The organism is Rhizobium sp. SRDI943, assembly GCF_057653695.1.
The window spans coordinates 63,376-77,633 of record NZ_JBYGKN010000004.1 but is presented as its reverse complement, the minus strand read 5'-3'; the positions used below and the strand labels follow the sequence as shown (position 1 = coordinate 77,633).

Annotated in this window: 16 protein-coding genes; 5 read left to right on the top strand and 11 right to left on the bottom strand. The window is 58.1% G+C overall.

Annotated features, from left to right (window positions below; genetic code table 11):
* Window positions 1-89: 89 nt before the first annotated feature.
* The 3 genes from AC245Y_RS33450 to cphA are packed head-to-tail and all read right to left on the bottom strand — an operon-like array spanning window position 90 to window position 4,583.
* Window positions 90-935 (bottom strand): cyanophycinase, encoded by an 846-nt coding sequence (locus AC245Y_RS33450; protein ID WP_003555390.1) that lies wholly within the window; start codon window positions 933-935, stop codon window positions 90-92.
* The gene (locus AC245Y_RS33445) at window positions 928-1,800 is read right to left on the bottom strand and encodes an isoaspartyl peptidase/L-asparaginase family protein (RefSeq protein WP_026157723.1); all 873 of its coding nucleotides are present in this window, start codon (window positions 1,798-1,800) and stop codon (window positions 928-930) included. Before AC245Y_RS33445 ends, AC245Y_RS33450 begins: the two co-directional genes overlap by 8 nt.
* Window positions 1,800-4,583, bottom strand: coding sequence for a cyanophycin synthetase (cphA, locus tag AC245Y_RS33440; RefSeq protein WP_017997388.1), 2,784 nt, complete (start codon window positions 4,581-4,583; stop codon window positions 1,800-1,802). Before cphA ends, AC245Y_RS33445 begins: the two co-directional genes overlap by 1 nt.
* Window positions 4,584-4,883: 300 nt before the next feature.
* Here cphA and AC245Y_RS33435 point away from each other — a divergent pair, with 300 nt between their 5' ends.
* The 4 genes from AC245Y_RS33435 to AC245Y_RS33420 all read left to right on the top strand — a co-directional run bounded on the left by AC245Y_RS33435 (window position 4,884) and on the right by AC245Y_RS33420 (window position 8,079).
* Window positions 4,884-5,414: a hypothetical protein gene (locus tag AC245Y_RS33435; RefSeq protein ID WP_003555386.1), complete on the top strand. Its 531-nt coding sequence runs from the start codon at window positions 4,884-4,886 to the stop codon at window positions 5,412-5,414.
* A gap of 359 nt (window positions 5,415-5,773) precedes the next feature.
* Complete coding sequence (locus tag AC245Y_RS33430; protein ID WP_017997389.1) at window positions 5,774-6,286, top strand: ferritin-like domain-containing protein; 513 nt, start codon at window positions 5,774-5,776, stop codon at window positions 6,284-6,286.
* Window positions 6,287-6,481: 195 nt separating this feature from the next.
* Window positions 6,482-6,757, top strand: a complete 276-nt coding sequence (locus AC245Y_RS33425; protein ID WP_080635505.1) for a DUF2934 domain-containing protein — start codon at window positions 6,482-6,484, stop codon at window positions 6,755-6,757.
* 494 nt (window positions 6,758-7,251) lie between these two features.
* Window positions 7,252-8,079, top strand: a complete 828-nt coding sequence (locus AC245Y_RS33420; protein WP_017997390.1) for a manganese catalase family protein — start codon at window positions 7,252-7,254, stop codon at window positions 8,077-8,079.
* Between the two features lie 509 nt (window positions 8,080-8,588).
* Here the strand turns inward: AC245Y_RS33420 and AC245Y_RS33415 are convergent.
* The 3 genes from AC245Y_RS33415 to AC245Y_RS33405 form a co-directional block, all read right to left on the bottom strand.
* Window positions 8,589-8,831 carry an alpha-crystallin domain-containing protein gene (locus AC245Y_RS33415; protein WP_026157725.1) on the bottom strand — a complete coding sequence of 81 codons (243 nt, stop codon included), beginning with the start codon at window positions 8,829-8,831 and terminating at the stop codon, window positions 8,589-8,591.
* A gap of 325 nt (window positions 8,832-9,156) precedes the next feature.
* Entirely contained in the window at window positions 9,157-9,684 is a 528-nt protein-coding gene (locus tag AC245Y_RS33410; protein ID WP_017997391.1) for a NuoB/complex I 20 kDa subunit family protein, read from the bottom strand.
* A gap of 457 nt (window positions 9,685-10,141) precedes the next feature.
* Window positions 10,142-10,381 (bottom strand): phospholipase D-like domain-containing protein, encoded by a 240-nt coding sequence (locus tag AC245Y_RS33405; protein WP_017997392.1) that lies wholly within the window; start codon window positions 10,379-10,381, stop codon window positions 10,142-10,144.
* Window positions 10,382-11,254: 873 nt separating this feature from the next.
* Here AC245Y_RS33405 and AC245Y_RS33400 point away from each other — a divergent pair.
* Window positions 11,255-11,596: a hypothetical protein gene (locus AC245Y_RS33400; protein WP_080518618.1), complete on the top strand. Its 342-nt coding sequence runs from the start codon at window positions 11,255-11,257 to the stop codon at window positions 11,594-11,596.
* A 717-nt stretch (window positions 11,597-12,313) separates the two neighbouring features.
* Here the strand turns inward: AC245Y_RS33400 and AC245Y_RS33395 are convergent.
* From AC245Y_RS33395 to AC245Y_RS33375, 5 genes are all read right to left on the bottom strand, one after another.
* Window positions 12,314-12,532 carry a hypothetical protein gene (locus tag AC245Y_RS33395; protein WP_244432295.1) on the bottom strand — a complete coding sequence of 73 codons (219 nt, stop codon included), beginning with the start codon at window positions 12,530-12,532 and terminating at the stop codon, window positions 12,314-12,316.
* A 169-nt stretch (window positions 12,533-12,701) separates the two neighbouring features.
* Entirely contained in the window at window positions 12,702-13,067 is a 366-nt protein-coding gene (locus AC245Y_RS33390) for an FAD-dependent oxidoreductase (RefSeq protein ID WP_026157728.1), read from the bottom strand.
* A 49-nt stretch (window positions 13,068-13,116) separates the two neighbouring features.
* The gene (locus AC245Y_RS33385) at window positions 13,117-13,278 is read right to left on the bottom strand and encodes a hypothetical protein (RefSeq protein WP_003555379.1); all 162 of its coding nucleotides are present in this window, start codon (window positions 13,276-13,278) and stop codon (window positions 13,117-13,119) included.
* Entirely contained in the window at window positions 13,271-13,753 is a 483-nt protein-coding gene (locus tag AC245Y_RS33380; RefSeq protein WP_003555378.1) for a DUF2243 domain-containing protein, read from the bottom strand. Before AC245Y_RS33380 ends, AC245Y_RS33385 begins: the two co-directional genes overlap by 8 nt.
* Window positions 13,750-14,010 (bottom strand): DUF982 domain-containing protein, encoded by a 261-nt coding sequence (locus AC245Y_RS33375; RefSeq protein ID WP_003555376.1) that lies wholly within the window; start codon window positions 14,008-14,010, stop codon window positions 13,750-13,752. Before AC245Y_RS33375 ends, AC245Y_RS33380 begins: the two co-directional genes overlap by 4 nt.
* Window positions 14,011-14,258 lie beyond the last annotated feature (248 nt).

Genomic DNA, 14,258 nt, shown 5'->3' with positions numbered 1-14,258 from the left:
TCCGTGACCTGTTGATGAACACGGCTGCATAAGCGCTCGGTCACATTGAAATGCTCGCGACGGCGGTTGCCATGCGCCCCCGCATACTGTTACCACCTTTTTTCAAGAGAGACTGCGACGGTCTCGCGGTCCGGCCGACGGGTCTCGAGGTTGAAGCCGTCACCGGAGCTTAGGACATGGAGTTTAAGATCATAGATCGATAGTGCCTCGTCCGGGGAAGCTTCAGCGATGTTGGTATGGGTGATGTCTCCAGCGTCGACGAGGTAAACCGCTCCAGTGCCAATGACCTCGAAACGGTGACCGCGCACGACGATCGCGGTGTCCTCATCGATGCCGATACCCAAGACCCGTGGATTCTGCGATACGGCGCCGATCAACCTGCCGATCCTCCCCCTCTCGGCAAAATGCTGGTCGATGATGACGTTCGGGAGCAGACCCAGCCCGGGAGCCATGCTTAGATCACCAATCCGGAACGAGCTAGCATTTGAGCCGCGGACCAGCATTGTATCGCTCATCGCCGAAGCTCCGGCGGACGTGCCGGCGATGACGCCGCCATTTGCAAAGATTTCATGGACGTGCTCGTCGATCGGCGTGTCGCCGATGAGGCTGGTGATGCGGAGCTGATCACCGCCAGAAAAGAAAACGGCGCCGACGTCGCGAAGTCCTGCAAGCTTGTCTTCGCTCGTCGCCTGGTCCCGCTCCTCGATATAGAGCTCGGTCACATGGGGTATGCCCAAATCGCCGAACGACCGCTGGTATTTTTCGAGATATCCTTCCGGCTCGTGCGACGCGACGGTTGCCAACACGAGCTTTCCGTCTCTGACATTCTTTGCAACCTCCTTGAGAATGACGCGCTCGCCGTCATGGTCCTCATGGCCGCCGATGATGATGAGCGTGCCATCTCGACCGTTCGCAGTCTTGGTCTTCTTAAGCATTTTGCTCTTCCGATTTGCTCAAATAAACCTTTGGAGACGGCTCACCGCTGCTCGCATAGGCGACGGCAAAATGCTCGCTGTTGTGAGCCCAGCCGAACTTGCCGTCAGGCGTCACAGCAATTCCACCGGCCTCTCCTCCGATACGCTCGAGATGAGCGAGCGAGGCCTCTACCGCCTCTCGCGGCGAGAGGTCGTGAAGGGCGTACATGACCCGGGCGGCGAGCATCATCCTGGCGATATCCTCACCATCACCCGAAAATACTGCCCCGCCGATATTGTTGTCGCAGTAGAAACCGCAACCTGGCTGAGGGGAATCGCCGACGCGACCGGCCGGAGTTCCCTGCAATCCACCGGTTGACACGGCAGTCGCCAAAAGTGCTTGTTCATCGAGTGCAACGCAGCCAACGGTGTCGTGACGTTCTTCGGCATCCGGTTGCTTGGCTTCATGCATAGCGATGAGCGCATCCGGATCGCAGAGCCTGAGGCCGGCTTGCGCGGCGAACGCTCTTGCTCCGTCGCCTGCGATCAGCACGGGCTTATCGAATAACATTGCTTTTGCTGCCGCAACCGGATTGCGAACACCTTTCGCCGCCGCGATCGCGCCAACGTTGAAGCGTTCCCCCTCCATCATCGCCGCGCAACATTCGACTTCGCCATCTTCGTTCTGAACACTGCCGTAACCCGCATTGAAGGTCGGATCGTCTTCAAGAACGCGCACTGCCGCCTCTGCGGCGTCAATGCTCGTGCCGCCATTCCTGAGGATCGCAGCACCCGCCTCCAAAGCCTTTCTGCAGCCGGAACGGTTGGCAGCCATATCCTTCATTGCAATTGTTTTAGCTCCGCCATGGAGAATGATTGACCACATCAGAAAACCCGAATTTCTGATTGCAGTGGAATAGAGCCCTTGTATGGGAGAGGATCGAGTTCGTTGGCCGGCGGGGCAGAGACCCGCTTCCAAACACGGGCGATGTCGTCAGCGGTGACGACTATTAAGTCGTCATTTAGGGCTGAGCCCAGCGCGCGCTCGACCGCCTCGTGTTCGCGGAGCACGACCTCGAGTTTGGAAGCGTCGAAGCCCGCTTTGAGCGCGCCTTGACGAAGAATGGCAACAACCTCGCCAGCCGATCTTCCCCGCAAATCATAGTCCTCCTTCAGAATCAAGCGGTCAAAAACGCTAGCCGCAATCTCGCCCATTTCATAAATATCCTGGTCGCGTCTGTCACCGCCGATGCCGACGACGCCAATGCAGCTGCTATTCCCGGTCCTAAGCTTTCCGACCAGCCTCCCAAGGGCGCGAAGACCTCCCGGATTATGGGCATAATCCACGATTATACGGACCCCCTCGCGCTCGACCATGTTAAGACGTCCAGCCGACTGCTCGTAGGATGTTCCAAATGAACGCAACGCCTCACGGATGACGGGCAAAGGAACACCGTTGCATACGGCCATCGCTGACGCTGCCAGCGCATTCTCGACATTAAAGGCAGCCATTCCGTTCATGGTGGCGGGGATCTCGTCGACGCGGCAGATCAGCATTTTCTGTGCCTTGTCGTAGAGTATCATGTCGAACAGGCCGGAAGCCAGGTCGCATCCCAGGGCTCGGCCGCCGTGGAGAACGTGGTCCTTCAAAAAGTCCGGCCACTGCTTGGGTGCTTTCGTGGAGAAGTAGCAGATATGGCCACCGGCTTCCTCGCGCATGGCGGCGACCAGTGGGTCATCGGCGTTGAGGATGCTCCAGCCATCTTCATGAACGGCTTCAACCACCACCGACTTTACAGCGGCGAGGTCTTCCACCGAATGGACACCCCGAAGGCCAAGGTGATCAGCCGTCACATTCGTCACGCAGCCTATGTCACAAGCGTTGAATGCCAGTCCCTCACGAAGCAGTCCACCGCGCGCCGTTTCGAGAACAGCGACGTCTATGGTCGGTTCGCCCAGCACAACACGCGCGCTCATTGGACCGGTGCAGTCGCCCTCCATGATACGCCGGCCGTCGATGTAGACGCCGTTGCTAGACGTCATTCCGACTATCTGGCCATCGGCGGCGAGGATATGAGCCAGCATCCGGGTCGTTGTCGTTTTGCCGTTCGTGCCTGTCACGGCCAGTACCGGCACTCGGCTGGGCGCGCCTGGCGGATAAAGAAGATCCAAAACCGGACCTGCAACGTCACGCCGCTTGCCCTGGGAGGGATAAAGATGCATGCGAAACCCCGGTCCCGCATTGACCTCGATGATGCCCCCGCCCGTCTGAAGAACCGAGCGTCTGATGTCCGGCGCGACGAAGTCTATGCCGGCTATGTCGAGGCCGATAATCTGCGCCGCGCGACAGGCAATCAGTGCATTGTCCGGATGAATGTCTTCGGTGCAGTCGATGGCGGTGCCACCGGTTGACAGGTTCGCAGTTGGCAGGAGCATGACCGGTTTTCCCCATTCGGGAACGCTAGCCAGCGTATATCCGGAACGGGCGATGTAGTGGATGAGGCATTCGTCGATCGAGATCCGGGTAAGTGCCGCCTCATGCCCCTCGCCACGGCGAGGATCTTCGTTCTCGCGGTCGATCAACTGCTCGATCGTCGCCCTGCCGTCCCCGACGACGTGGGCGGGGACACGTTTTGCAGCGGCAACGAGCCTGCCGCCGATAACAAGGATGCGGTGATCCCCGCCGACAAACTGCTGTTCCACAAGGACCAGGCTGCTATGCGCTCGCGCCTGCTCGAAACCCCACTCCACCTCGCTATGGGTCGAAAGACCGATATTGACACCTCTACCATGGTTGCCGTCCACGGGCTTGATGACGACCGGAAGGCCTATCGTCCGTGCTGCCTCGACCGCTTCTTCCGCGCTACTGACAACGGTGCCCAGCGGCGCCGGTAGGCCAGCCTCGATCAGCAGGCGATTGGTGAGTTCCTTGTCGCTGGCTATTTCCGCTGCGATCTCGGAGGTAAGGGAGCTGCAGCTTGCTCTGATGCGCTTGATGTGTTTGCCATAGCCGAGCTGGACAAGACTGCTGTTGTCCAGTCTTCGCCAGGGGATGGAGCGCGCTTCAGCTTCACGAACGATCGATGCGGTCGTGGGGCCGAAGGCAATTTCAGAATGCATCGCGCGCAGAACGCGCAGGGCTTCAGGCATGGCAAACAGCGCAAGAGGGGACGGTGCGATCATGTCGGCGCCAGCAAGCCCCTGCAATTCGATGGGCAATAGCAAGTTGACGAGCTCTAACGCGAAGCGTCCGGCCAACAGGCCGACATCCTCATTTTCATATTCGAACATGACGTTGTAGACGCCGGGCATGTTGGTCACCGAACGGGTCTTGCCGCGGGCAACATCGGCGCCCGCCATGTTCTGCAGTTCGATGGCGACGTGCTCGGCGACATGTCCGAGCCACGTGCCCTCTTCCATCCGCAGAACCAGCCCTCCGGGTTCACCATAGCTGCAACCATGCTCGCGCAATCCGGGGACATGTTTCAGAAGGGCATCAACGAAGCCAGGCAGAAGATTTGTCGGATACTGTTCCAACTTCCCAAGGTCCAACTGGATGCGGACCATTTTGGTTCGACTGTGAAGGTTCGGGCCACGGTAGACGCCGACCTCTTGCACGCGAAGTTTCTGCGCCGGTTGCATGCCCAGCTCGATTTCCAGATTGTACATTGGGTTCCCTGGGGCTCTTGTACTCTCGCCTATTCCTTCGCCTGCGTCCTTAGACGCGGCTGCCCTCTGAAACCGTGCAGGGGGCAGCTAGTTCCGGTACGATTGCGGACGCTGCAAGTGGGAGGCTAGCTTGAACGTGATGTAAAAAGACTTTTGACTTCAGGCGATTTCGAGGCGGCGGTATCGCTCCCTCGGATATGCCCTCTTGAATAACAGGCAGCTATGTGGCCAATCACAGTTGGAACTCGCTAGCTTGCTGCCTTCCTGGAACATCCGGGGGCAGGCCTAGTTTGAAAGCCGATGACTGATGCCCGGACAGCCTTTCAAGATACGCTCGCCCAGCTCACGGCCTTAACCTACCCGTGTGACAGCGGGTTCTCGTTCCGGTTCTCCGTCGAGTATCTGAAAAGAGGTCGGATCTGCTATCAGTTTCGGGGTCGGAGCTGCAGCGGGCTCGCCGATCTCGCCGGTTACCGTATCAACATGATTGGCGGCACGATCAGCGCCTTTCCAGGGAACGCAGTAGTAACGGCTATCGATGCCTTCGAAGACAACGCCCTCATAGCTTTTTATGTGGGAGAAGAGTTCCAGACCGGCGCAATCACAACCGAGCTCTTGACAATAGTTGCGACCATGCCGGAGGTCCTCCTCGTCGAGCTCGAAACCATTCTAGCCGATGACAGGCCCGCACGTGCGTCCTTAACTCGTCTTGCCTTGGTCGGATTCGAGCAGGGCACCGCAGGATCGTCACCACGAGACAAGTCATGTCATTTGTGCGTGGATCATCTCCTTCATCCCTACTGGTGTCATGACAGATACATGTTGCTGTAGCTGCTGCTTTGCGGCTGGTTATAGATCGATGGATGGGTTCCCTCAAATCCCACTCGTCGGCCGGGCAGAAAACCGCAGCTCGCTTGGTGACGCGCCGTGCTCAAATTCGTTTCCAAGAAGCGCCGCGCGAACGTTCCCGTCATCAACACCTCCGACACAAAGGTTGCGCTGATACGCCCATTGACCCGAGCTTTTGCCTTCCCCGCTGCTCAGGATGATGAATCGCTACGACGGCCATTGCGGAAAGCAACGCCTTGGAGCGCCGCCTGCTGACGGTTAGTTCCTCCAATCTTCAAAGCTGGACAGGGGAACCGCGGGACACCCTGAAAGTTAGATCGCCTTCAACTCAGGAGAGAAACATGCCCGACGCACGACACGAAACCCTTATCGTCACAGGCCTAAAGAACGCACACGCCATGGAAAACCAAGCTCTGTCGATCATGCGTCCTCAGGTCGCTCGCATCGAAAGCTATCCCGAGGTCGCCCGCCGTCTTGAGCAGCACATCACCGAGACGGAGGGTCAGATTGGACGCATTGACGAGTTGCTAGATCAGTTCGGCGCTGACAGTTCTACGTTGAAGGATTTTGCCCTCTCCTTCTCCGGAAGCATGGCGGCGATGGGGCATACGATAGCAGGTGACGAAATCCTCAAGAACTCGTTCGCCAACTTTGCATTCGAGAATTTTGAAATCGCAGCTTATAAATCGCTCCTCATCCTTGCTGAGCTTGGCGGTCACGGAAATGTAACCTCCGCGCTCCTGGCGAACTTGAAAGAAGAACAGGCAATGGCCCAGTGGCTGGACGAGAACGTGGCTGCTGTCACTACCAGGTTCGCAAGCCTCAAGGAAGATGGGCGGACTGCCAAGGTCTAACTGCAATAGGTGTTTCCGATTAGCACGACCAGCACCGGGTCGCGTTTGCCCACTCGACGGAGGCACTGGAATGAACCTCGTCTCCGTAGGTGATCAAAGACATCGGGTGGATGCCGACAGAACGCGGGATTGACGCGGGCCAGATAAAAAGTTGGCACGAACCAATTTGTACGGACCAACGCGAGCCCGGCGGTGATGTCTGATTTTCCAAGCCATTGCGAGCACAGAGGAGGCACTTGGATGCCGAAAGATTCCGAAGTAGAAATCCGCCCTCGAGCTTATGACGTTTGGATAAGGGAGGGCTCACCCGCTGGATGGGACCGAGAACAATGGGAGCGCGCTTCTGAAGAATTGCGCGCGGTGGCATGCCAACCGCCGGCTTTAGCGGAAATGTCCATGGAAGAGTTAGGCCAGCAGCCCGAGGCGGCGACGAGGCCATGGCGACTGCCCCAGTGCATCTCCTCGCTGTAGTTCGGGAAGCTTGCTGCGGCGCCACCGGTGTCTGTTGTCGCCCAATCCCATCGCTTGGCAGCGAGAGGTTTCTCCCCCAACGGCGATTCTTCCGATTGCGCCGGGGCGCTATCCGGTGGGCGAGCGCCTTTAACATCGTATCCTGCGTGAGATCCGTCTGCATCTGTGCAGATCGCTCGAGCTGCTTTACAAACCGGCGCACTGTCGGCATCAACGAACAATTTCCCTTTCCATTTCGGCACCTGCTGAACCCGGTCCACTCATATCCCTCTCCTACTGTGCTGGAACAGGAATGGGCATGGCGTCTGCGCGTTCCGAACGGTTCGAGAACCGCGCGGTAACGTACGGGAATTTTTCCGATGCAGCTTTGATCGTCAGCGAGATTTTGGCTCGAACGACACGCCTGCAGCCTTTAATTGGTGAAATTCGTGGGTGGCATGGAACCGAAACCGCCATGAGTTGTTCGTGTGGCTTCACATCAGAGGAGAGTCTCCATGTTTTATACCGACGGTAAGCTGCAATATCCTGTCCGGGTTGAGAACCCCGATCCCCTGTTCGCGCGCGCCTTGCAGCAGGCGATCGGCGGCGTCGAGGGCGAGATCCGCGTGGCGATGCAATATTTCTTTCAGGCATGCGGCGCTCGCGGGGACCCTAAGTTCCGCGACCTGTTGATGAACACCGCTGCGGAAGAACTCGGACATATCGAAATGCTCGCGACCGCGGTTGCCATGAACCTCGAGGGCGCGCCGCTCAAACTCAAAGAGCAAATTGCCGCCGATCCGATCGGGGGAGCCGTCCTTGGCGGCATCAACCTCAAGAACCTGCTTTCTGCCGGACTTTCGGCGATGCCCGTCGATTCCGACGGCGTGCCATTCGACATGTCGCATATCTATGCAAGCGGAAACATTGCCGCGGATATGACCGCGAACGTAACTGCCGAATCGACCGGGCGGGTGCTAGCTGTCCGCCTGTTCAACATGACGAACGATCCTGGCATGAAGGATATGTTATCCTTTCTGATCGCCCGCGATACCATGCACCAGAACCAGTGGCTAGCCGCTCTCGAGGAATTGGGCGGGACATCGAGTGTATTCCCAATCCCAAACAGCTTTCCGCAAGAGCAGGAAAAGCAGGAATTCAGCTATACCTTCCTCGGCTTTCAAGCCGACGCCAGCGATCCGGTCCCCGGCCGGTGGTCACAGGGTTCCTCTGTTGATGGAAAGGGCGAGTTCACCTCCATGCCTATGACGGCAGCGCTTGGACAGAAACCGGTGCTCGGTCCGGCAAAACCGAACAGCGGTGCGCAGACGGAGCAGCTCTGAGGTGACAGACGTCGGCGATATCGCCGGCGTCTTACCCAAACTTACGACTCGCATTCGAGAAGCCCAAACGCCTACTGGTCATTGCTGGGTCCCCGCGATGAAAATAAACCAAATCGGTTTGCCAGCTCCGTAGCTTTGTCCGGTTCCCTGGACACGCTCCACCACGAGCAACCGGGCGCGGCTTGTCCCTGCTGCCGGTCCGGTTGACCGACGGTACGTAACAATCGACTGATGATGCCGAACAGCCTATATTTGGAGAAGTTATGGCTACACCGTTGGGACGAGTTCGTGGCCTTGGGTCAGCCAAAGGGGGGGACGAGATCTTATGTTCGAAAGCAGGTATCTGGCATCGCGCCAGGCATTCTGACACGCCCTACCTGGTTGCCCTTGGGATATATTGCTCGGTCGCGACCGTGATGCCACCGGGAGCTTTTGGGGCGCGCCCCCGCTGGCTTTCGTTATCCTGAGCGCCATTACATGGACATCGGGATGAGGATCATCATTGAGTACTACGTTGACAGTCCCATGAAAAGCTGGCCTTGCTGTTTTTGAATGCTGCGTTCAGCTGGTCGGTTGCCTACTGTGTGCGTTTGCAATCTGATGATGATGTTCGAAACCGCCTTGATGTCGTTGGCAAGCTCAAAGCGGCGCTGGAAGCTTAGCCGAGCGACGCTACGATGTAGATATTGCACGTCGTCATCGCTGTCCGCATTGCTTCCCGCGACCACGAGCAGGTTCTGCTCCTGCGTCATCGTCAGTTCGTCCTGGGGGAATCCCGCACCGCCATTTCGACGTGGCGTTCATCCTCGACCGTCTTGAGGATGTCGTAGGGCGGCCTGTTGTCGAAGGTGTCGATCCCTGCTGTGCTGGTACAATTGGGACTCGCAAAGTCCAGGAGACGCCGGCGGCGGCGAGTCTTGCATTCCTCCCTGCTCAGAATTCTTCCAGATCCTCGACCGCGAACTCGTTGAAAGTCGCCCAGAGCTGGAAAGCGAATGACTTCGAATTTGGAGTAGTTTCGGGTCGGCCTCGGCCGCCGCGGCAAACCGAGAGGTGCGGCAATAGGAACGGTCGTATCTATCGCTCGATCGTGCCGTTACGCCTGATTTTCCTCTGCAGGAGCAAGATGCCATAGAGCAATGCTTCAGCCGTTGGTGGGCAGCCTGGAACGTAGATATCCACGGGAACGACACGGTCGCAGCCACGCACTACGGAATAGGAGTAGTGATAGTATCCGCCGCCATTGGCACAAGAGCCCATCGAGATTACGTATCGCGGCTCGGGCATCTGATCGTAAACCTTGCGAAGCGCTGGTGCCATCTTGTTGCAGAGCGTCCCCGCAACGATCATCAAATCGGACTGCCTGGGGCTGCCGCGCGGAGCAACACCAAACCTCTCCACGTCGTAGCGCGGCATTGACATTTGCATCATCTCGATGGCGCAGCATGCAAGGCCGAACGTCATCCACATCAACGAGCCGGTTCTGGCCCAGGTGATCAACTCATCCGTACTAGTGACGAGAAAGCCTTTGTCGGCCAGTTCGGCATTGATCATGCCCATGGTAGGATCGCCGCGGGTCTGCTCACCAGGATACTGGAAGTTCATTGGGCTGCGTGGGTGATCAGATTGAGACATGAGGATCTCCATGTAGCGTTGAACTCAACAACCGAATGGTGACTGCGTTCCAAAACCCAACCGCACGGTCCAAAACCGTACCGAAACCAGTAGTGACCGGGCTCTCGCGGGATCGCTCCAGGTGGAATAGCTGTCGCTAGCAGGGCGAATTCTGTCGGACGTCCATCGTTCCAGTCGCGGAAGTCGAGCTAGGGCGGATTAGCAGCGCAACGGAGATCTCGCAGATGCGATCGGCGAGTAGATTTCGCCGTCGCGATTTCAGCTATTTTGGCTGGCAGCGAGCTTGCATTCCTCGTCTTCGGAGTAGTGGACCGCACGAGAAAGAGCGCGTGAAGCCGAACCCCGCCTTCAACAGTTAAGCAGCGAAACGAGTTGCGCAGGCAGCCACCCCGGATCATGTCCTATCGGAAAAAGGACCGGCATCTACTCAAAGCTCCCCCATCAGCTTCGATACGTTATCCCGGCCGAATGGAATGTTGCGCCCGTGGACGCGGATGTGGAGAACGACGCCAAGTGGGGCAGCGTCCAATGCCTCAAGGTAGTCGATTGCATCTTGCATAGTCGGCGTCTTTTCCTCGGTGAAAAAGCCATCCCGGACGAGTGTGATCGTGGTCGCGCACGCGCCATATATGGCCAAGGTCTCTTTCGCGCTGAAGTTATCGCTCATCTCGCCTGCTCCAGTAGGGGGCAAATCCATTTCCGCCGGCGCCGGGTCAGTGCTGCTGTTGTTGGCCGCTGTCGCAGCGTCGGACTAGACTTTTCCCGGCGTGAAGAAAGCCAAACACGCCACCGCAATAATTACCGCGACGACGAAGATAGTCAGACCGAGTTTGACCATGCCTTTCGTGGCTCTTTGCTCTGTGTTGCTCATGTCCATAAAACATAGACGAAATATGGAAGTTCCGCCGCTTGGCATGCTGACCTCACCGACGAAACAAGTCCGACCAATATTTCCGGGCACCAGTACCAGTTATCCGAACTGGCAGCCACGACATCCTGCCGAACTTTCTCGCGCGCCGCCGTCGGTTTGGATCAAAAGGCAGCCGACCTACGCAAGTAAACGGGCTCTAAGAATGCTGATGGCATTGCAGAAGCGCGCGATCCGCAAACGATCCACAGTGTGCTAGCTTGCGGTGCGTTGATTTGCGTCGGGTATCGCCAAGGGCAACGGCGGCTTATTCCGGCATTCTTCGTTCCGCGGGACGCTACAGAACACCGATGTCAGAGCTGGAGCCTTAGTTTACACCGACAAACTGGCGGTCGAAACGAAAGCTGGAGCACGCGATCTGCGGCCACTCTTGCTTCCTCCATTCGGCCAAATTTGGCCAGCGCGGCGGCCAAAGCGCATGAGTGGCGTTGGCCAGTTTTCATCCCGAAGTCAGATCAATGGCTGCCTATCACCACCCGCCGATAAAAGCCTGATCGAGCCTTCCTCTGTACGTTGACGGACATATCCGGAACGCGGGCTCTCTCGCAGGAACCCGGTCGTGTTTTTGAGGTTGGACCATAGTAACGATGTCCTAACCCAAAGGTGATACTCATGATCATAAAGATCCTCGCAACGTCGGCGCTCGCACTCACACTCGCGACATCCGCCATCGCCCAGTCGTCGGGAAGCTCGGGAAACTCGGGAAACTCGGGGGCTGCTAACGGCGGGACCTCGGGCAATAGCTCGTCGTCTGGCGGCGCCGCATCCGGGAGCGGCAACAGCGGCGGCAATTCTACTGGCACTGGAGCCGACGCTGGCAATCCCACGGACAGCACCAGCAATTCAGGTGCCTCCGGCGGCGATCCGAATGACTGCCAGCGCGCAGCGGGAACTGGCACCGGTAATCCTGCTCCCACCAGCTCGGCGCAATCCGGTGCGGCCAACGCTTGCTGATGTCTCTCGCGACAGGAAATGCCGCTGCTCTCTCGCCAGGATCACCATAAATGCTCCTTGAAAGCGGCATTTCCACCACTTTACATCCTCGGAGGGATCATGCGCTGCCGTCCAGTTGCAAAAATTTGCATAATGCTGCTTGATCCCCTTCCGGATCAGCGTTGCCCGAACGAGTGCTTCAACGCATGTCTTAGCGGTTTGCATCGGGCAACGCGTCATTAAATCGCCCTACGTCCGGCAAGTGATTTCGCTAAATGAGCAGTAGGGCTCTATCATGATATCGGCTCTGGCTGGCGTGGCCCCCAGAAGTTCTTCGGCGATGCAGCCGGCGAGCGACCTGGTTATGAAATGCGTGGATTTCAAGCGGAACCGACAGCAGTTTAGCTACCATTGAACTTAGCGCAGGAACTTGAGGTGCGTTGCTGGAGTCTCCCGCTCGAAAGGAGCCCGTCATGGCAAAACTGAAGATTCCGAAAAAGGTCGGCGCATCACGCCGCGGAACCTCGGCTTTCGAATTGCTCGGTCGATGTCGCGCTGCGCCGGTCGGGGCGGCAAGTCGTCGACGTCATTGATCGCCGGGGGGATATCAAAGTGGCCTCGACCTCATAAAGCGCTGCGATGATGGGAATAGCCTCGCCAGCGAGCTCCGCTCGCTTTGCATCAGCACACCCCGCGGCCATCGCCCGGTATGCGCCCTCAACATCGCGGATCGCGAACTTAGACTCGGCGAATATTAAGATTATGGTCGTACGCGATCAACTGGCCTGTTGCTAGCGCCATCAGCCGCTGCGAGATGATGGCCGGCGCCGGTCTCCCCTGCCGTTTCGTCAAACGTGGTCCGGCCCCAACCAGGATCACTCGCATATCGTCGGGCTGCAAGTTTTGGAAGTCGCGGCTGATCATGAAGTGAGCGAGCTCAAAAATCGCGACCGCCATTTGGACGCCTGTGGGTCCCCCGCCAATAACTGGCCTGCTCCTCAGCCTCGCTCTTCGCCCGCTCCGCTCGCTCGAAAGCCAGAAGCAGCCGATGGCGGATCTGGCGCGCCTCATGGATGCTCTTGAGGCTGGGCGCGAACGTCCGCCAAACATCGTGTCCAAAATAGTTCTAGTCAGAACCTGTCGCAAGGACGAGCTTATTATAGGAGAGCGAGTCGCCATCGGACAGTGATACGCTACGCGAGGATGGAGCCGACACCTCAGCCATGATCTTGTTGAAGTTTTTGAGACGCGCGAGCGTCTTAGGAATGGGCTCGGCGATGTCGGCCGGCGACAAGGCTGCAGTGGCGATCTGATAAAGGAGCGGCTGAAAGAGATTATGGTTGCGTCGGTCAACGAGCGTGACCCTGATATCCCCAGCGGCACCGAGTTCGGTTGCGCACGCGAGACCGCCGAAACCGCCGCCGATGATGACGACACGGCGGGAGGAGCGGCATTCTGCACCGATGGTAGCTCGATCTTCATTTACGTTCATCGAAAAAATTTTCGACTGCTTCGCCGATATCGCTTATTCAACCGACTCTTTATGTCGGGAGCCCGAGGCAGCGCAATGAAAGCAGGTCTTCCAGGGTAATCAGGGGGCCGAACAGGAGAAACGACCACACTGGTCGCGTCGCGAAGAGGAGGCCAAGACCGAAGGCCGCCCAGATCGCCGCTGTGCGGAGTTCGCGCAGCATCTCAGTCATGGAGCCGCCTCATGATCAACAACCCAACGCCTATCATCGCCCCACCCCAGGCAAGGAAACCGAGGTCCCAGAATAGCCACTGCCCGCGGGGAGCCATCTCATTGACGTGATGCAGGCCGAGGACATGGTGGTCGATGACGCCTTCGATGAGGTTGAACGCTCCGAAGCCGATGAGCATGGTGGCGACAAGATCGCCCGTCGACCAGCGGAAATGGCTGAGGCGGCCGCACCGCCACAAAATAAAAAGCCCGGCGAGCACGAAGACGTATGTACCGGAATGGAAGACGCCGTCCCAGAAGGTGTTCAGTTCGAGGTTCTCGATCGTGGTGATTGGATACCATGAGCTGAGCATATGATGCCATTGCAGAAGCTGGTGGAGGACAATTCCATCAAAGAAACCTCCGAGTCCCAAGCCCAGAAGCAGGCCAGCGGACAGAGGGAAGCTTCGCGTGGGTCGCCTCTCCAAGCCCGTCATGCGAGCAACTTGGCAGCGACCGCCGCTTCTACGAACGCTCTGCGGGCAAGCTCCGGGCTGCCGTGACTTGCAATCGCATCGACACATCGGCGCTTAGCAACTTCGTATTCGGAACCATAGCTTGATGGCCAGCGATGGAGAAGCGCCGCCAATGCCGCATCGGGGCTGTCGAGACGTTCCCGCATGCCGTTACCGATCCGGACGAAGACAGGCGATTGCCAGGTGACGCAGAAATCGGCGTCGATAATCTCATTCATGGGAGACCTCATGTATATTTTCCCCACGAACCTCTGTCGGGCTTGCGAGTTCCCGCGCTTGACGCTTAGTGCCCACCAAACGAGCGCGGAGGTGCCGCGTTGCTCATCGCTCTCCTGTGGCGGACGCCGGCAATCCGCCGGCGTCCGCCACAGGATATTGCAGCTTACCGTCAGTGTCGAACATGGAACTCTCCTTCGTTGTGAAGCCCGCAAACAAGCGACAGCCGATCAGGTTCCCTCCTGTTTGC